18 protein-coding genes are annotated in these 17,405 nt (G+C 44.9%); 11 read left to right on the top strand and 7 right to left on the bottom strand.

All coding sequences use genetic code 11. The features are described 5' to 3' along the window. Window positions 1-53: 53 nt before the first annotated feature. Complete coding sequence (locus L5M71_RS16000; protein ID WP_113939919.1) at window positions 54-617, bottom strand: acetate uptake transporter; 564 nt, start codon at window positions 615-617, stop codon at window positions 54-56. An 805-nt stretch (window positions 618-1,422) separates the two neighbouring features. Here L5M71_RS16000 and L5M71_RS15995 point away from each other — a divergent pair. The 5 genes from L5M71_RS15995 to L5M71_RS15975 all read left to right on the top strand — a co-directional run bounded on the left by L5M71_RS15995 (window position 1,423) and on the right by L5M71_RS15975 (window position 5,294). Further along, window positions 1,423-1,659, top strand: coding sequence for a hypothetical protein (locus tag L5M71_RS15995; RefSeq protein ID WP_028759260.1), 237 nt, complete (start codon window positions 1,423-1,425; stop codon window positions 1,657-1,659). A gap of 362 nt (window positions 1,660-2,021) precedes the next feature. Further along, on the top strand, window positions 2,022-2,885 hold the full coding sequence (locus L5M71_RS15990; protein WP_113939918.1) for a MipA/OmpV family protein: 864 nt from the start codon (window positions 2,022-2,024) through the stop codon (window positions 2,883-2,885). A 5-nt stretch (window positions 2,886-2,890) separates the two neighbouring features. Continuing rightward, complete coding sequence (locus L5M71_RS15985; RefSeq protein WP_028759258.1) at window positions 2,891-3,301, top strand: DUF3019 domain-containing protein; 411 nt, start codon at window positions 2,891-2,893, stop codon at window positions 3,299-3,301. After that, window positions 3,301-4,014 (top strand): response regulator, encoded by a 714-nt coding sequence (locus L5M71_RS15980; RefSeq protein WP_006080570.1) that lies wholly within the window; start codon window positions 3,301-3,303, stop codon window positions 4,012-4,014. Before L5M71_RS15985 ends, L5M71_RS15980 begins: the two co-directional genes overlap by 1 nt. Window positions 4,015-4,025: 11 nt before the next feature. Next, window positions 4,026-5,294 carry an ATP-binding protein gene (locus L5M71_RS15975; RefSeq protein ID WP_212600362.1) on the top strand — a complete coding sequence of 423 codons (1,269 nt, stop codon included), beginning with the start codon at window positions 4,026-4,028 and terminating at the stop codon, window positions 5,292-5,294. Window positions 5,295-5,380: 86 nt separating this feature from the next. Here the strand turns inward: L5M71_RS15975 and L5M71_RS15970 are convergent, their stop codons facing one another. Beyond that, window positions 5,381-5,686 carry a DUF1289 domain-containing protein gene (locus tag L5M71_RS15970; RefSeq protein WP_028759256.1) on the bottom strand — a complete coding sequence of 102 codons (306 nt, stop codon included), beginning with the start codon at window positions 5,684-5,686 and terminating at the stop codon, window positions 5,381-5,383. A gap of 177 nt (window positions 5,687-5,863) precedes the next feature. On the opposite strand from L5M71_RS15970, the gene L5M71_RS15965 reads away from it, so the two are divergent. Beyond that, window positions 5,864-6,400, top strand: a complete 537-nt coding sequence (locus L5M71_RS15965) for a DUF4136 domain-containing protein (RefSeq protein ID WP_219250280.1) — start codon at window positions 5,864-5,866, stop codon at window positions 6,398-6,400. Window positions 6,401-6,494: 94 nt separating this feature from the next. On the opposite strand, the gene cysM is transcribed toward L5M71_RS15965, so the two are convergent. Continuing rightward, the gene (cysM, locus tag L5M71_RS15960; RefSeq protein WP_105249981.1) at window positions 6,495-7,373 is read right to left on the bottom strand and encodes a cysteine synthase CysM; all 879 of its coding nucleotides are present in this window, start codon (window positions 7,371-7,373) and stop codon (window positions 6,495-6,497) included. Between the two features lie 212 nt (window positions 7,374-7,585). Here cysM and cysP point away from each other — a divergent pair, with 212 nt between their 5' ends. The 4 genes from cysP to L5M71_RS15940 all read left to right on the top strand — a co-directional run bounded on the left by cysP (window position 7,586) and on the right by L5M71_RS15940 (window position 11,629). Next, entirely contained in the window at window positions 7,586-8,593 is a 1,008-nt protein-coding gene (cysP, locus tag L5M71_RS15955; RefSeq protein WP_168825039.1) for a thiosulfate ABC transporter substrate-binding protein CysP, read from the top strand. A gap of 187 nt (window positions 8,594-8,780) precedes the next feature. After that, a complete protein-coding gene (cysT, locus tag L5M71_RS15950; RefSeq protein ID WP_105249982.1) occupies window positions 8,781-9,626 on the top strand; it encodes a sulfate/thiosulfate ABC transporter permease CysT in 846 nt (281 codons plus the stop codon). A gap of 9 nt (window positions 9,627-9,635) precedes the next feature. Further along, the gene (cysW, locus tag L5M71_RS15945; RefSeq protein WP_113939912.1) at window positions 9,636-10,502 is read left to right on the top strand and encodes a sulfate ABC transporter permease subunit CysW; all 867 of its coding nucleotides are present in this window, start codon (window positions 9,636-9,638) and stop codon (window positions 10,500-10,502) included. Further along, entirely contained in the window at window positions 10,499-11,629 is a 1,131-nt protein-coding gene (locus L5M71_RS15940; RefSeq protein WP_263208674.1) for a sulfate/molybdate ABC transporter ATP-binding protein, read from the top strand. The genes cysW and L5M71_RS15940 overlap by 4 nt, the downstream gene beginning before the upstream one ends. 378 nt (window positions 11,630-12,007) lie before the next feature. Here L5M71_RS15940 and L5M71_RS15935 read toward each other — a convergent pair whose 3' ends face one another. The 4 genes from L5M71_RS15935 to L5M71_RS15920 all read right to left on the bottom strand — a co-directional run bounded on the left by L5M71_RS15935 (window position 12,008) and on the right by L5M71_RS15920 (window position 15,925). After that, window positions 12,008-12,643, bottom strand: coding sequence for a DUF2625 family protein (locus L5M71_RS15935; RefSeq protein ID WP_113939910.1), 636 nt, complete (start codon window positions 12,641-12,643; stop codon window positions 12,008-12,010). A gap of 135 nt (window positions 12,644-12,778) precedes the next feature. After that, window positions 12,779-14,290 carry an AAA family ATPase gene (locus L5M71_RS15930; RefSeq protein ID WP_263208672.1) on the bottom strand — a complete coding sequence of 504 codons (1,512 nt, stop codon included), beginning with the start codon at window positions 14,288-14,290 and terminating at the stop codon, window positions 12,779-12,781. Between the two features lie 95 nt (window positions 14,291-14,385). After that, window positions 14,386-15,531: an HlyD family secretion protein gene (locus L5M71_RS15925; protein WP_168825036.1), complete on the bottom strand. Its 1,146-nt coding sequence runs from the start codon at window positions 15,529-15,531 to the stop codon at window positions 14,386-14,388. Between the two features lies 1 nt (window position 15,532). After that, a complete protein-coding gene (locus tag L5M71_RS15920; protein ID WP_028759246.1) occupies window positions 15,533-15,925 on the bottom strand; it encodes a DUF3302 domain-containing protein in 393 nt (130 codons plus the stop codon). Window positions 15,926-16,206: 281 nt separating this feature from the next. Here L5M71_RS15920 and purT point away from each other — a divergent pair, with 281 nt between their 5' ends. Then, window positions 16,207-17,382, top strand: a complete 1,176-nt coding sequence (gene purT / locus L5M71_RS15915) for a formate-dependent phosphoribosylglycinamide formyltransferase (protein ID WP_263172391.1) — start codon at window positions 16,207-16,209, stop codon at window positions 17,380-17,382. Window positions 17,383-17,405: the final 23 nt, after the last annotated feature.

Raw genomic sequence — 17,405 nt, 5'->3', positions numbered from 1 at the left:
TAAAAAAGGCTGATCTTCATCAGCCTTTTTTACAACTCTGCATTGCTGAATCGTTACTTTTTCAATTCACCCACCGGTAAAATCGTACGGCCATACTCATTATTAAGCACCTGCGCCATCGCAAAATAAATCGCACTCGCACCGCAAAGTATCCCTTCAAAGCCCGCAATAGTGCCAATCAAGGCGCTACCCGTAAAATCACGCGCCGCCAGCAGGAAAAATAAAATAGTTAAAGAAGCAAACACAAACTGTTTGGCTCTTGGATAACGCAAAGAACCCACAAACATAAATGCCGTGAATATGCCCCAAAGCGTTAAATACCAGCCCATAAAATACGTTGGACTCGCCGCAATGCCAGCATTAGGCATTAAAATGAGGCCCACTAGCGTTAACCAAAACAAACCGTAAGAGGTAAATGCCGTCGTACCGAAAGTATCGCCGCGCATGAAACACATAATCCCCACAATCACTTGACCAATGCCGCCGTAAAAAATCCCCATGGCTAAGATCATAGAATCAATAGGGAAATATCCCGCATTATGAATGTTTAACAAAATTGTTGTCATACCAAAGCCCATTAAACCTAATGGCGCTGGATTAGCCAGTTTTGTAGACACAGAGTTCCCCTAGAGAAAAATCAATAATTCAATAAAAATCAATAGCATTTGCCATTAATCTTATGCACGCGCACCTGCGAGAGCGGCGCATTCTAGAGGATAGCTATAATCTTAGCAATGTAATCATCAAAAACAAACGAACACACAAAAATAAATAATAAAAACATAAAGTTAAAATAATAAACTGTAAAATAAAATTTAAACTAAAAAACACATAAAAATTAATTCTTTTTAATTCAATATTCTAGAAAAAAATGGTCTACAACATGCGTCATATCTCATTTTATATGACTTCTTATAACTACCGCATAATTCAGTTAACAGCGGCGATTAAACCTTCATTAAAAATCGACCATAAACAGTGATAATAATGCACTTTATCGCAAATAAGTCCTTAAAGTGATGTTAGCAACACTTTTGAAAGAAATCTAAGTTCTACAGTACACACAATTAAGCACATAAGTTAAGCACATAAGTTTATGTGCAGGTTTCAGCAATTAATTTCAAACACAAGTTTAGAAGAGACAACTTAGCACACATGAGTTCAGAGGGAGGGTTGTGAACCTAACTCAAGCAGCAAAAGATGCTGAGAATGAATCAAACTAGAGCAAATAAAGTACACTCAGCCAGCCCATTTACTCGAAGCGAATCAAGGGAAAACAAGGTAAAAAACCTTAATCAAGAAAGGTGAAAATTATTTATATCTAAAACAGAATAGCAGTGATAAATTGCTGATGTTGGCACAGTGGTATTAAGAGAATGCTTCTTAATCTGTGGTTGGCAATACATAACTAAAGGAAATAAAATGAATAAGTTATCAGCTGTTTTTACTCTATTGGCATTAGTAAGTTTCACTTCCTTTGCTGACGACTCCTCTTTACCGCCTGCACCAGCAGCCGATCTCGCTCAGCTGAAAGAAGTGTGCCAGCAGATGGCCTCTGAAGATCAAGTCGAAAATGCTGAGCTAAAACAATATGTGCTTGATTGTGTAAACGATCAATTGACAGAAATGGGCTACAAGTCAGTTACTGAGGTCAATTAATCTTCATTCTAATCTCTGTGTTATTACCGCAAAGTAGGTTATTCGGCTTCAGTCTGTGCCATTCACACTTGCGAATGGCATTATTATTTCCAAGCAACACAGCTTTTACATCATAATTAACATCATTTCAGTTACACTCGAAACTTATAAAACACAAAATTTAACATCCACAATTAACCGTACGAAAGCTGCCAAGATAAGCTTTTAGCATGACTATCAACATATTGTGCAATCCATAAATTTATTATTTAATTGATAGCTGTATCATTTTGCATCTGCGTGAATGAAACCACTGTTGAATTGAGCATAAAATGCTAATCTGTTTTCCTGTATTGTTAACCTCAGCCCTTAATCGTTAAATCATGTATCGTATTCTTTTTGTCCTCATTACAAGTTTAAGTATTTTGCCTGCAATCGGAATGGCGAAAGAAGCCTGTGCACCAGAAAATCAATGTATTGAGATGAACAACTGGGATCTAGGCATCGCCATAGGCTGGGGACAAAAAAGCAATCCACTCAGGGATTTTGACGATATTCCATTGTTCTTTATTCCAACTGTGGCCTATTACGGCGAACACTGGTTCTTCGACAATGGTAATTTAGGTTATACCTTAGCCGAGCAAGAAAGCTTTACAATTAACTTAGTAACAAGTTATAGCTTAGATAGAGCCTACTTCTATCAATGGGACCCATCAAATATCTTTTTGAATCGTGGTACTCAAGTTGAAGCCAAAGCCATAAATAGTATGTATTTATCGACTGAGCCCGAGCCTGAGTTTAATTCCTTAGAGACTCGGAACTTCACCTTACTTGGCGGTGCCGAAGCATTCATCTATACACGGCTCGGTATTATTAGATTGGCGTACACTCATGATATGTTTAATGTTCATCAAGGTTCAGAAGCACAAATAAAATGGACCTATGGCTGGGATTACGACCGTTTCATTTTTGAGTTTGCATTGGTATTTGATTGGAAAAGCCAAGATGTAGTGGATTATTATTACAGCGTTAGACCCAGTGAAAACGCCTATTGGAGCGAAAGATATCAAGCAAAATCAGGTTGGGATAAAGGTGCGGAAATGACGGCCCGTTACATATTAACTGACAATTGGGATCTACTGTTGGCAGTTCGTTACACTCTAATTGCCGATGAGATTGCCGCCAGTCCCTTGTTAGACCAAGACTATAGCAGCACCTACTTTATCGGCGCTGCCTATAGGTTCTAACGTTAGTGACACTGCCTCAGTTAAGCTTGCTTTGCTTTATAGGTCTAAGCCTCGGCTTGATGGGCCAAAGTTCAGCACAAGCCAAAACTCGCGACTCGGCACTCAAACTCACACCCGAAATTTGCATCACAAGTTCAGAAACTGAGGCCTGTGACGTCTATATAGAACTACAGTGGGAACTCGCTAAAGATGAGCTTATCTGTATCTTGTCCGACAACGCTGCCTACCCCAAATGGTGCAGTGATTCAGTTTCAACCCATACGTTAAGCATGAAAATCCACACTATGACGGATATTCAATTTGTCATGGTGAGTAAAGACAGTAACCAAACTTTGGCTGGTGCCAAACTTAAAATCACTTCTGCATCACAACCTCAGGTTCGCAGACGTTACCGCAACCCTTGGAGTTTATTTTAATGACAAGCCCACAATCGAACCACAGAGTATTATTGGTTGAAGACGACGTTCGCCTAGCAAACTTGATTGTAGATTACCTAAAATCCCATGGTATGCATGTTGAAGTTGAACGCCGTGGCGATACAGTGCTAACACGATTAATCAATTACAAGCCAGATATCATACTGTTAGACATTATGTTACCGGGCATGGATGGTCTCACTCTGTGTGAGAAACTGCCCGATTATTTCGCAGGTCCAATCCTATTGATGAGCGCACTTGGCTCAAGTGAAGATCAAATCAAAGGACTAGAACTCGGTGCCGATGACTATGTAGTCAAGCCCGTCGATCCTGCTCTGTTAGTTGCGCGGATCAACAACTTACTTCGCCGTCAGAATCAGCCACCACAGGCAGAATCACACTGTCTAACCTTCGGTAAATTGAGTATCGACCCGCATACCCATGCGATTCGTCTTAATGAAACTGAAATTGATCTCACCAGCCATGAATTCGAATTGCTGTGGTTACTGGCCTCGCAAGCGGGCCAAGTGCTCAGCCGTCAGTATATTTATCAGTTGTTACTCAATATTGATTTCGATGGTAAAGATCGAAAAATTGACGTGCGGATCTCTAGATTACGTAAAAAACTCAACGATAATATTGAGACACCTTTCAGAATTAAAACCGTTTGGGGACAAGGTTATCTCTTTGCTCCTGAAGCTTGGAATAACTAAGCACAAATACAGTGAAACGTCTCTTTATCAGTTTATATCTGCTACTCAGTCTCAGCGTGCTAGGGATTGGCTGGACACTCGACAGCCTGTGGCAGAAGAATGTTGATGACAATAATGCCCTCGATGCGCCGTTAGTGGCATTGGCGCAATTATTAGCGGAATTACCTCCCGATGCCCGCCAACGGTATCTGGAGGCGATCCCAGCGAACCCTGTGATGCCACTGCAATTACTCAATGCAGATCAAGTCGCGCTGGCAGATAATCAAGCGTTAAGCACAAGCAAGGTGTTCACCACCACGGCCAATGATGATAGCTTGCTGCAATTTATTCGAGTAGACGATCAAGTCTTAATGGCGGGGCCGCTGGACATAGATCCCAGAGCCAACCTTCGCAGCCTGTTCACCCTGTTCTTTTATTTATCACTCGCCCTTGTTGCGCTAATTTGGGTCGGCCCGCTTTCACGGGATTTGAGCATACTGCGTAAGGCCACCAAAGAATTTGGCGAAGCCAAATGGGACACGCGGATTACCCTGTCAAATCGCTCCCAAGTTAAGCCCTTAGCCAATACGTTTAACGAAATGGCGCGACATATCAGCGCCTTGATTGAGAACCAGAAACACTTATCTAATGCGGTATCCCATGAAATCCGCACGCCACTGGCGAGGCTCAAATTTGCTCTTGCACTTATGCCTATGTATTGTCAGCAAGATTCGGACGAACAGAAGCGACAAGACTTTCTCGATGAAATGCAGCTCGACATCAAAGAAATGGAAGACTTACTTCAAGAACTGCTGACCTACGCCAGCTTAGAGTCACAGCGAGAAGGTATCCAGTTGGATGAGTACGATTTAATTAATCTCATCAATCAAAGTATTAAGCGCCTAGAAACCTTAAGTCCAACGCCTATAACGCTCAAGGCCGAAGTCGAAAAACTGCCCTTATTCGGAGAACCCGCATTAATCGAACGGGCACTACAGAATTTACTGACCAATGCACAACGCTTTGCCCGCACTGAAATCATCATTGAAGTTAAGCAGACCCAGCACAGGGTCAATTTAAGTGTGAGTAACGACGGCGAACCTATCCCTGCGGTGGATTTACCGAAAGTGTTCGAGCCATTTTATCGAAGCCAATCGGTACAGAATGGCAATAAAGGACATGGTTTAGGCCTTGCGATCATCAAACGGATTATGCAACGACATCAAGGGAATGTAAGTGTTACCAGTGATGCACAACATACTCGATTTAGTTTAATCTGGCCGAAGAAGCGTAAGCTGTAATAGGAAGTGAGATTAGACTATTGTAAGTCAGTCATTAATCCCACTCGCGAATACAAAAAGCGAGTTAAACAAGTCAATTCAACCTATTAGTCTAGCTCGAAGCCACCAAAATCCAGATCGGCTTCGGGCTCAGGCTCAAAATTCAACTGTGGGTTTAACGCTGCCCTTTCTTGCTCTATTTGTGCTTGCCTTGCTTTCATCATCGCTAACTGGCGACGACGTTTACGTTGAGTACACAGGCGAATGACATCATACTTTTGCGCATCTGAAAACGTTAACCAATTGAATCTTTCGTCACGGCTTCGCAGGCAACCATTACAGTAACCGCGCGCATCGGTAACACACACACCGATACAAGGACTCGGGATATCAAAAAAGGCTAACTGTTCCATAACCCGCCGCTATTCCTATCTAAAAATGAACCATACTCAAAACGACCCGCGCTAAAAAAAGATACCGTTGGATTGCATTCAAAGCGATTCAAATACAACACACTTATCTAAAGTACTTGCAGAAACAACCTTAATCAAGGCACATTGAACAGAGTTTGTACAACTTGGAGCACTATCATGGGATACCGTCACTTTGCCAGTCTGCTCGTCGCTGTTGCCTTATTAAGCGCTTGCAGCAGTAAACCGAAAAACGATTATGATCTCAATTACGACTTCACCGCACTACGCAGCTTTACCCAGTTAACACCACAGCCGACGGATGACCCGTTAAGCGCCCAGCGTATTCAAGTAGAAATTAACAACCAATTGACTCAAAAAGGGTTTGTAGAAAATACAGCGTCGCCCGACTTTAACGTCGCCTACGCCTTACTCACCCAAGATAAGCCCAAAGATTCAGGGCTATCCATTGGATTAGGCACAGGCACATTCGGAAATTCGGGCGGGATTGGCATAGGCACCAGTGTTGGCGTGCCGCTGGGGAGTGATACCGCTAAAATTCAAACCATTCAGATAGATATTGTCGATCCTAAGACCAAAGCTCTTATTTGGCGTGGCAGCGACAGCTATGATTTCGATGCAGGCGGTAACGAGAAAGCCCAAGATACCGCCAAAGCCGTCAACCGAATTTTGGCGCAATTCCCACCGAAAAAATGATCACGTTTAAAAGGGTAAAAATGGGCGTGTCTCGCCCATTTTTACCCATCAAACATTCATACCGCTCAATATGCTTAAAGTAAAAATCTAGGACTCAGGAAAAAAGCCCTGACGAAAGGTAACGATCGCCCCTATCACAGACAATCGCCACGACCACAGAACCCGGATATTGTTTAGCAATCTCCAGCGCAGCAAACACGGCACCGCCCGAACTGACTCCTGCACAAATCCCTTCCTCTCGCGCTAAAGTTCTCGCCATGGCTTTTGCATCTTGCTCTTCAATATCCATAACTAAATCAACCCAAGAAGCATCAAAAATCCCAGGCAAATATGCCTGCGGCCAACGCCGAATCCCAGGAATAGCACTGCCATCGGCGGGTTGAAGGCCGACGATAGTAATGTCTGGATTACAACTTTTAAGGTATTTGGACACACCCATTATGGTACCTGTCGTCCCCATACTTGACACAAAGTGGGTAATTTTGCCTAGACTCTGTTGCCAGATCTCAGGGCCTGTCGTGAGGAAATGGGCATTAGCGTTATCTTGGTTATTAAATTGATCCAGCACCTTACCTTTGCCTTCGCTTTGTAACTGCAGCGCCAAATCCCGCGCAGTCTCCATGTTATCCACTAGCATGAGCTCTGCGCCATAGGCTTGCATCGCATCCTTACGCTCCTGAGTCGAATTATTCGGCATAATCAGGATCATCTTGTATCCTTTGATTGCCGCCGCCATAGCCAGTGCAATCCCAGTATTGCCACTCGTTGCCTCAATAAGCGTATCACCAGGGCTTATTTCTTGGCGAAGTTCGGCCTGAATAATCATATTGAGTGCAGGACGATCTTTTACTGAACCCGCGGGGTTATTGCCTTCCAATTTTAATAGTACAGTGGAAGTACCACAGTTAAGCCGCTGCAAGCGAACCAGCGGAGTTTGCCCAATGCAGGCTTCAATTGTCGGAAAGTCAGACACTAGGATTATCCTTTACTTGATAAAAACAACTAAGCGATAGCCTATTCTAAGTCGGTTACCACTGACAAACACGGTGAATACTGCTTATAACATAAAATAAATCGCTCATAGTTATTCAAAAAAGTTCTATTCAACTGGCTTTTTATAAACAATTAATTCTATTACTCTAGGTGCCATAACGCTGACAAAATTGCCAGATTAAGGAGTTAAAAATGTCCGTAAAATTGATAAAGGCCCTGCTAGGAACCCTCATTTTGGGAACCTCACTCAATGTGACTGCCGCAGATCAAACCCTGCTTAATTCCTCTTATGATATCGCACGGGAATTATTCAATGCCTACAACCCCGTTTTTGCCAAACATTGGGAAGAGAAAACAGGTAAAACCGTCGAAATTAAACAATCCCATGCAGGCTCATCTGCACAGGCACGCTCTATTCTGCAGGGATTACCCGCAGATGTGGTGACCTTTAATCAAGTGACAGACGTACAAGTTCTGCACGATCGCGGTAAATTGATCCCAGAAAATTGGCAACAATTACTGCCTAACGCCAGTTCACCTTACTATTCCACCATTGCATTTTTGGTGCGTAAGGGTAACCCAAAGCAAATCAGCGACTGGGGCGATTTAGCTAAAGATGACGTTAAACTGGTCTTTCCTAACCCAAAAACCTCTGGTAATGCTCGCTACACTTATTTAGCCGCATTAGGTTATGCTCAGAAAAACTATGGTAAGGATAATCAGGCTAAACTGGATCAATTCCTGAAAAAATTCCTCGGTAATGTCGCAGTATTTGATACTGGCGGCCGCGGTGCGACCACCTCCTTTGTTGAACGTGGGATTGGTGATGTATTAATTACCTTTGAATCGGAAGTGAACAATATACGCCAGCAGTATGGTACGGACGATTACCAAGTGGTTGTACCAAAAACCTCAATTCTGGCAGAGTTCCCCGTCGCTGTGGTTGAGAAAAATGCTAAGCGTAACGGTACACAGGAACTCGCAACTGAGTATTTAAATTATCTCTACAGCGAAGAAGCGCAGCGCCTACTTGCAGGATTCAGCTATCGTGTACACAACGAAAAGGTAAAAGCTGAGTTTGCTAAGCAGTTCCCTACCGTTGACCTACTGACTGTTGAGCAAATCATCGGTGGTTGGGATAATGCCATGAAAACGCAGTTTGCTAACGGTGCAAAACTAGATGAGCTATTAAAGCGCTGATATCGTCCTTAATGTAGTAAGATATCAACATTGAACCCGAGCAAAGTCTCGGGTTTATCGCTAATTGGCATTTATCAATCAGTGTTAGCCGTAAAGATTGCATCCAACAAATGGCTTGAGCCAACAACGAGCGAACCGTATAAATAGTATTGGTTTAACGCAATTAACCTGATCGGGTGATTATTCTGTGATTTTTAATAACGGGCGTTTACGCCATAAGCGGGTTCTTCCCGGTTTTACCATCAGCTTAGGTGTGTCCCTACTCTTTGTCAGCCTAATCCTATTATTGCCGACCACAGGCTTAATTATGCAGACCAGTTCAATGAGCTGGTCCGAATACTGGGGCGTGATTGCCGATCCCAGAGTGGTTGCCAGTTACCGAGTTACCATACTATCGGCGCTCGCGGCATCATTATTTAACTGCCTTTTCGGATTATTACTCGCATGGGTACTCGTGCGTTATGAATTTCCCGGCAAACGCATTTTAGATGCCTTGGTAGATTTACCCTTTGCCTTGCCGACCGCCGTTGCCGGTATCACCTTAGCCACCCTTTATGCGGAAAACGGCCAAATCGGTAGTCTATTAGCAGAATGGGGCATAAAAGTTGCCTACACCCCGCTAGGCATAGTGGTCGCGATGATTTTCACCAGTATTCCCTTTGTGGTTCGTACGGTACAACCCGTTCTCGAAGAGTTATCCCACGAGGAAGAAGAAGCGGGAATGACGCTTGGCGCCTCGGATCGTTCGGTATTCTGGCGGGTTATTTTGCCCTCCCTTTGGCCAGCATTAATGATTGGAACGGCACTGTCTTTTACCCGCAGTCTGGGTGAGTTTGGTGCAGTGATCTTTATCGCTGGCAATATGCCTTATATCAGTGAAATCACTTCGTTAATGATCTTTGTCCGCCTACAAGAATTTGATTTTGCAGGTGCCAGCGCCATTGCCTCAGTGGTTCTGATGACCTCGTTACTGCTATTACTGCTGATAAACCTGTGGCAGGCGCGTTATCTGCGCCGCATTCATGGACGATAAGGAGCAAATATGAACTCATTTAAACCCTTAAGAGTCGGTGAAGCGCCCCTGATCAAATGGAGCCTTATTACCCTCGCCGTGCTCTTAGGCTTGCTATTGTTGCTATTGCCGTTGGTGAGTATTTTTCAGCAAGCGTTTGTCGGAGGTTGGGAGCGTTATATTGGGCACCTAACTCAACCGGATTCGCTGCATGCGATTGGTTTAACACTGATGGTGGCAGCACTCACAGTACCGATCAATTTAGTGTTCGGAATCATGCTGGCCTGGAGCGTGACTCGCTTTGAATTCCCCGGTCGCAAGTTACTGATCACGCTAATTGATATTCCATTTGCGGTCTCCCCTGTCGTCGCAGGTTTGCTCTATTTGCTGCTCTATGGCAACAGTGGCTGGCTGGGCGAATGGCTATATGAGCACGATCTGCAGATCATGTTTGCTTGGCCGGGAATACTATTAGTGACCATTTTTGTCACTTGCCCCTTTGTGGCAAGAGAACTGCTCCCATTGATGCAACAACAGGGCGCATCGGAAGAAGAAGCCGCAGTGATCCTCGGGGCGTCATGGTGGCAACTCTTTCGCCGCGTGACCCTACCCAACATCAAATGGGCACTGATTTACGGTGTGATCCTCACCAATGCCAGAGCCGTAGGAGAATTTGGTGCAGTTGCTGTCGTGTCAGGCAACATTCGCGGCGAAACCAATACCTTACCTTTACATGTACAATTATTGTATGAAGATTATCAGGCAGAAGCCGCCTTCGCGAGCGCGTCATTACTGGCCCTGATCGCCCTATTTACCCTAATGTTAAAAGCCGTAGTGGAATGGCGGCAACAACGCAGTTTAACCGCCAATGACAATAAAGAGCAGAGCCAACTATGAGTATTCGTCTTACTAATATTTCCAAGAAATTTGGCCAATTTCAGGCGCTTTCCCCACTTAATCTCGATATTCAAGAAGGGGAAATGATTGGTCTGCTAGGACCATCAGGTTCAGGCAAAACCACACTGCTGCGGATTATTGCCGGTCTTGAAGGAGCCGATAGCGGCCAAATTCAATTCGGCAACCGAGATGTCACTCATGTGCATGTGCGTGAAAGACGCGTAGGTTTTGTGTTTCAAAACTACGCGCTGTTTCGCCATATGACGGTCGCCGATAACGTCGCCTTTGGACTCGAAGTCATGCCGAAAAAACAAAGGCCTTCGGCGGCAGAAATTCATAAGCGAGTGACACAACTGCTAGAAACAGTACAACTAGGCCATCTCGCACAGCGCTATCCTGAACAACTCTCGGGAGGACAAAAACAGCGCATTGCGTTGGCCCGCGCACTCGCAACCCAACCAGAAGTCTTGCTACTGGATGAACCCTTTGGCGCCTTAGATGCTAAAGTGCGTAAAGAACTACGCCGCTGGCTACGCAGCCTGCATGATGAATTGAAATTCACCAGCGTGTTTGTGACCCACGATCAGGATGAGGCGCTTGAGCTCTCAGATAGAGTGGTAGTGATGAGCAATGGTCATATAGAGCAGATTAATACACCTGCTGAGCTATACTCACACCCCAATAGTCGCTTTGTGTTTGATTTTCTTGGTAACGTCAATGTCTTTGAAGCCAGTTGGCAACAAAAACGTTGGGAAAATGGTCAAGCATTTTTAACACCTCCAGAACAGCAAACCCTGCAGCAAGATGGTGTTCTCTATGTACGCAGTCACGAATTAGCGCTGTCAAATAAGCCCAATAGTCAGGCCAATTTGCCGTTCAATATTGTCGCCATGACCCCCATTGGCGCCGAAGTAAGACTGGAATTAGCCCCACACGGCTGGCATAGCGAAGAACTGTGGGAAGCCAAATTCACCCACCATAATCTGCAGGAACTCGGGTTGCAAAAAGGCAGTGTAGTTTACGCTACCCCAAGAACAGCTTACTTCTTTGGTGCGCAGGGTGAGAGTTCACCGACGCGTCTTAACTGGCCATTCCTGACTCCGGGCAGTCTCGCCTTTGATATCTAATGTCATCATAATAGGAATAAGCAGCATTAGCGGTACCACAGGGAGTGGATACCGCTAAGATTCAAACCATTTAGAGAGATATTGTCACGCCAAACACTGAAGCACTCATTAGGCATTGCCGCGACAACTTGTGGTGATAGCGACAGCTTTGATTTTTGATGCAAGCGGTAACGAGAAAGCCCAAGATACCGCCAAAACGTCAGCTAGATCTTGGTGCTGTCCCCTCCGAAGAAGTAATTAATCATGGATGGCATATACAGCCCATCCATGCTGAATCAATAGAGCTGATAAGCAGGTTTACATGTAGTAATCAACATATTAGATGTTTATAACAAATAATTGTTGCAAAAGTACTCATAAAATCAGCGGGTAAACGAATTAACTAACCGAGGTTAATAATTCCAGTTTCAGCCTATACATTTCATCAACTGACACCACTTTCACGCTGCTTATTTCAATAGAACCTTCTTTCGCCCATAAAAATGGATAAAAGCTCAGGCATTTATCTGTAGCTATCTGTGAATAGGTTTTTTGAAAGCGTTCTTTACCTAAACTAGCATAAAACTCATTGATTCTCTTTGTAGCTGACCATTGAAAAAAATCTGTGAACCCGATTTCTAACCCTTCCCAATGAATTGAGTCTGGCGACCAATAGTATATATTCCCAACATCTGCACCTAAACCGCCGCCGTTGATAGCAAAAAATCCACCAACTACGTCATTCGCCACTAAAAGATAATGTGCACTTCTATTCCAATCAGTAAGGTTTCTAGACAATCTTTCATGTCCAGAGCCGAAAAAACGAATCCATCCATTGTCGATCAAAATCCCACCGGTTTCGTAGGCAATTGCCCCTAATACCGAACGAGTCGATACCTGAAGTGATTCAAGTACTTCAACCCGATCCTTTGAAGGCGGCAGTATCTCTACACAATGCTCAGCACCAGCAACCATTTCATTGACTACTTTTATGCCAGAGTCTTCGATATCAATCAGTTCATATATACTTTTCAATCTCTTATCCTTGTATCACTAATATCCAGTAAAACGACTCATCATTCATAACAGTACCTTGGAAATCTCGAAAATAACTAAGCCAATATAGCGTTTAAAAATGCTAGTTAGCACTCATGGTACTAAGCAAAAATCTTACTCATGGGCATTCACGGTTCGGCCTGCAGCCCATTGTCGTAGCGCATTGATTTTATCGCTCATGACCACAGATAAAGGCCGTGTCTTACTAAGTTCTTCAAGTAATAGCACTTGGTCGACACTGCGCTCGACACTTCTTGCGGTATACATGGCAGCAATAACTGCTTGTTCGATTTCGGCGCCGGAAAATCCTTGGCTACGCGCCGATAACTGGGCGAGATCTAAGCTCGCTACATCGATTCCACGGCGCTTACAGTGGATTAAGAAGATGGCTTTGCGTATAGCTTCGTCGGGTAAATCGACAAAAAAGATTTCATCCATCCTGCCCTTTCGCATCAACTCTGGCGGCAGAGCTTGAATATCATTAGCGGTAGCCACCACAAACACTTCAGATTTACGCTCCGCCATCCAAGTGAGTAAGGTGCCGAGTATCCGCGTCGATGTGCCCTCATCACTGCTACTCCCGCTTAAGCCTTTTTCAATTTCATCTATCCAAAGCACACAGGGCGACATCATGTCAGCCAGATCCAGTGCATTACGCAGGTTCTTCTCTGTTTCGCCTATGTATTTGTTATATAAGGCTGCCATATCGAGCCTAAGCAAAGGTCGTTGCCAAACGCCCGCAACCGCCTTAGCCGCGAGGCTCTTACCACTGCCCTGAACGCCCAGCAGTAAAATCCCCTTGGGCGCATCGAGCGCTTTGACGTGCTGAACTGGAGTCGGCTGGCCGCCTTGGTCAATGGCGCTGACAGCCACTATGGGCGAGCGCTGCTTGAGCCATTTTTTAAGGTTATGTAGTCCTGCGACCTGTGAAAAATCACTGGTGTCGTATTCAAATTGCAGCACACCATTAAGATCGAGTAGCTGAAACTTGGCTTTATTGATGGCATCGATATCTGACAAGGTAATAGCACCGTCATTGACTATGGCTTTGCGTACGAGACGACGGGCATCGTCTAAAGTCACGCCCCGCAGATTATCGGCTAATTTGACCACAGCCGCATCATCGACCTGTAGCGGCGTACCTTGGTGACGAATTTTATCAACTTCAAGATAAATCAGATTTTGCAATTGCACTGTACTTGGCAAAGTTAAGTGAAAATATGCGCAATAACGTTTGATTTCAGGCGGGATTTCAAAGGCATGGCTCACCAGCACTAATGTGTGTTGCAGCGTCTCGTACTCAAGGGCGATTTCTTTAAGCAAACGGACATTCTTAGGTGCATCAATCACAAAGGGATGGAAGTCGCACAGCACATAAATTCCCTGCTGCGAGGTTGATTTAATTTGCCCGAGCAAATCTATAGGTTCGCTATTAAACTTTTGCGCCGCCAAGGGCTTATCGACCCGTGCCAGACCTTGGGTGATGCTCCATGTAAACACAGGTTGATAAAGCACACTGGCGACCCGCTTAAGCAGCTCAACCACGCGATATTCTTCATAGGTTTCAATCACTACAATTGGCGTATTGGAGCGCAGCACTGAGGTTAAATCGTGAATATCTTGCATGCTTTCAAATTCCTTTTTATTCACCCAAAAATGTGTCACAAAAAAGTCCAGCGAACTGGACTTGATACAACAGACAAAAGTTAACCGATTAAGGGTTAATGTCCATCAAAAAACAAGTAATTCAACCAACCTTGCATCCTCAGCAATACTTTACGCATCACAGCGACATGATGGAAATGTTCAGTATAAATTGCAACCTGCCCAGAAACACCCGCAGGAAATTGCTTACGGATAGCATCATCTTCGATATCAATCAGCACAATAACGCGACCATTTTGAAATAAACGAGCCGATGACTGCAGCGCGCCGCCCATTTGAACTTCACCTTCAGCCATAGCGGGTAATATTTTCGCCACTTTCCCCTTAAAGATTTGTCCTGGAGCGGCATCCAATATCACTTCAGCTTCATCACCTTCCTGCAAACGCATTAACGAGTTTTGCCAGAATGCCCCCGCAAAGTAGCGCTGCTCGTCGGGAATAAAGCTCATTACTGGGCGTAATGGTAAAGGCACTGCCATCGCTCCCGCACGAAGTGCCATTTGCGTCACCACACCATCAGCAGGTGCCCGCACGACTGTCTGTTCTAAATCGTAGAGTGCACTGGCTAAATCAGCTTGCAAGCCAGCCACTTTAGTATTGACACCATCAATATTAGATTCATAGGCCAGCTTGACACGCAGTTCTTCAGCATTCGCGACGGTCAGTTGTGCCTCTGAGGCTAAGTACAATTGACGCCTATTATCGAGTTCCAGTTCAGTAAAAGGCGAATTCGCGCCCCCTTTCTTGCGGCCTAACTCATAACGCTCGAAGGCAGATTTATTACGGTCTTTATCGGCCCTAGCGCGCTCTACATTAGCCTTAGCAGACTCCCACGCCGCGGCGAGTTGTGGCACTTGGAGCTCAGCTTCCATCAAAGCTGCGCGTTTACGTTTAACAACGGCCTCGAAGGGAATAGGATCGAGACGAAATAACACATCCCCTTGTTTAACAGGCATATTAGGCTGCACTTCCACCGAAGTCACTAAGCCTTTTACTGCGGGTGTGATAGGGATAGTGACAAAATATTCACGGGCAAAACGAGAATAAGGATGGTTGTAATTCATCACGAGCAATAAGGTACCAATAATGAACACCCCGCCCAGCACTGCGGTGGGAACAGTCCATTTATTCATCGGAATTTTAAAGACTTTAAAGATAGCAATACACACGGCCGCATAGGTGAGTATGAGTAATAAATCCATGTTATACCTCAACTTTGTCTGTTTTTATCGCATCCACAGCAGGCGCTATATTCATGGGAGTTATTTGCTCTAACTGTTCAAGCCGAGTCTGAAGCCCTCTGACCGTCTCGCGCAATGAATTCACATCCTCCTCTAAAACTAATTCTCGCTTCATTACAGTATTGAACCCCCAACCGCGATCTTCACGGTATAAAGTCGCCCAGATCCATAAAAATGGCCAAATTGCATGTAGGGTGAATAGACTCACCCACCCGGCGATATGCAATGCATCTTGCTGGGGATGATTACGCTTTTTGGCTATTTCATAGGGGATATCATGAATGGCAATGACACCATAAAACATGATAATGATGACAAAAAACAAAATACCTAACGCAAAGTAATCTAAGAACATCCGCATCTCCTTGTATTAATAATATCTATTCCATCCCAAAGATTAGTGGATGGTCCCCAAACATGCTACCAACATGACATTAACATTTGACTTTACTCTCAACCTCAGCCCCAATATTAACCAAAGATATGCTGTTTCGTTTTTGCCCCCAGTGATCCGGGACACACTTGTCGATTTACTCCATGATCCTAAAGCCTGTTCAGGCTAAACTAGCCACATCATTGCGGCATAGAACGCAAGCATAAAACTCATCATCCCTACAATCTCAAAGGTACCCACACATGATAGGCACTCCCTACACTGAGGGCGCACGACGCGCCATGTTGCTCGGCTGCGGTGAACTTGGCAAAGAAGTTGCCATTGAACTACAACGCTTAGGCGTTGAAGTGATTGGCGTTGACCGTTACGCCAACGCCCCCGCCATGCAAGTCGCGCATCGCTCCCATGTGATCAATATGCTCGATGCCAACGCCCTGCGTGCGGTTATCGAGTTAGAAAAACCGCACTTAGTCATCCCAGAGATTGAAGCCATCGCCACCCAAACCTTAGTGGATATGGAAGCCGAAGGGGTGAATATTATCCCAACAGCTCGGGCAACGAAGCTCACTATGGACAGGGAAGGTATTCGTCGTCTCGCCGCTGAAACCTTAGGTTTACCGACTTCTCCGTATTTTTTCTGTGATACCGAAACCGAATTTAATCAAGCGATTAGTGAAATTGGCGTTCCCTGTGTGGTGAAGCCAGTCATGAGTTCCTCGGGCAAAGGCCAAAGCGTTATTCGCGATATCGCCCTCAGCCATAAAGCGTGGCAATACGCCCAAGAAGGCGGACGCGCCGGCGGCGGTCGCGTGATAGTTGAAGGCTTTATTCCCTTCGATTATGAAATCACCCTGTTAACCATCAGCGCAGTCAACGGCATTCATTTTTGTGCTCCCATTGGCCACAGGCAAGAAGATGGCGATTATCGCGAGTCATGGCAGCCACAAGTCATGTCTGATGAAGTGCTAGCAAAATCCCAAGCGATTGCGAGCAAAGTCGTCGAAGCCCTTGGCGGTTATGGACTATTTGGCGTAGAACTGTTTGTTAAAGGCAATGAAGTGTATTTCTCTGAAGTCTCGCCAAGACCCCACGACACAGGCTTAGTCACACTCATCAGCCAAGATTTATCGGAATTTGCCCTGCATGTTAGAGCGATTCTCGGCCTACCTATTCCCAATATCCATCAGCATGGTCCAAGTGCCTCAGCGGTAATTTTGGCCGAAGGCACCTCAAGCAATATCCGCTACCAAGGGATTGGTGCGGCATTAGAAGCGGTCAACACTCAGCTTAGATTATTCGCCAAACCCGATATTGATGGTCGCCGCCGTTTAGGTGTCGCGCTTGCCCGTGATATCGATATCGACAGCGCAATCAGCAAAGCTCTCGATAGCGCCAGTAAAGTGAAAGTCATCTTTTAAGCGGGTTTAACCGTTTAAAATTG

The organism is Shewanella sp. SW1, from assembly GCF_025653545.1.
Taxonomy (GTDB): Bacteria; Pseudomonadota; Gammaproteobacteria; order Enterobacterales; family Shewanellaceae; genus Shewanella; species Shewanella oncorhynchi.
This window is presented reverse-complemented; position numbering and strand designations above follow the sequence as displayed.

What these genes read in the sequence shown, in the direction of transcription:
- L5M71_RS15995 (WP_028759260.1), top strand. Translation starts at nt 1,423, where the DNA reads ATGAATAAGTTATCAGCTGTTTTTACTCTATTGGCATTAGTAAGTTTC.
- L5M71_RS15990 (WP_113939918.1), top strand. Translation starts at nt 2,022, where the DNA reads ATGTATCGTATTCTTTTTGTCCTCATTACAAGTTTAAGTATTTTGCCT.
- L5M71_RS15980 (WP_006080570.1), top strand. Translation starts at nt 3,301, where the DNA reads ATGACAAGCCCACAATCGAACCACAGAGTATTATTGGTTGAAGACGAC.
- L5M71_RS15970 (WP_028759256.1), bottom strand. Translation starts at nt 5,686, where the DNA reads ATGGAACAGTTAGCCTTTTTTGATATCCCGAGTCCTTGTATCGGTGTG.
- L5M71_RS15965 (WP_219250280.1), top strand. Translation starts at nt 5,864, where the DNA reads ATGGGATACCGTCACTTTGCCAGTCTGCTCGTCGCTGTTGCCTTATTA.
- cysP (WP_168825039.1), top strand. Translation starts at nt 7,586, where the DNA reads ATGTCCGTAAAATTGATAAAGGCCCTGCTAGGAACCCTCATTTTGGGA.
- cysW (WP_113939912.1), top strand. Translation starts at nt 9,636, where the DNA reads ATGAACTCATTTAAACCCTTAAGAGTCGGTGAAGCGCCCCTGATCAAA.
- L5M71_RS15940 (WP_263208674.1), top strand. Translation starts at nt 10,499, where the DNA reads ATGAGTATTCGTCTTACTAATATTTCCAAGAAATTTGGCCAATTTCAG.
- L5M71_RS15930 (WP_263208672.1), bottom strand. Translation starts at nt 14,290, where the DNA reads ATGCAAGATATTCACGATTTAACCTCAGTGCTGCGCTCCAATACGCCA.
- L5M71_RS15925 (WP_168825036.1), bottom strand. Translation starts at nt 15,531, where the DNA reads ATGGATTTATTACTCATACTCACCTATGCGGCCGTGTGTATTGCTATC.
- L5M71_RS15920 (WP_028759246.1), bottom strand. Translation starts at nt 15,925, where the DNA reads ATGTTCTTAGATTACTTTGCGTTAGGTATTTTGTTTTTTGTCATCATT.
- purT (WP_263172391.1), top strand. Translation starts at nt 16,207, where the DNA reads ATGATAGGCACTCCCTACACTGAGGGCGCACGACGCGCCATGTTGCTC.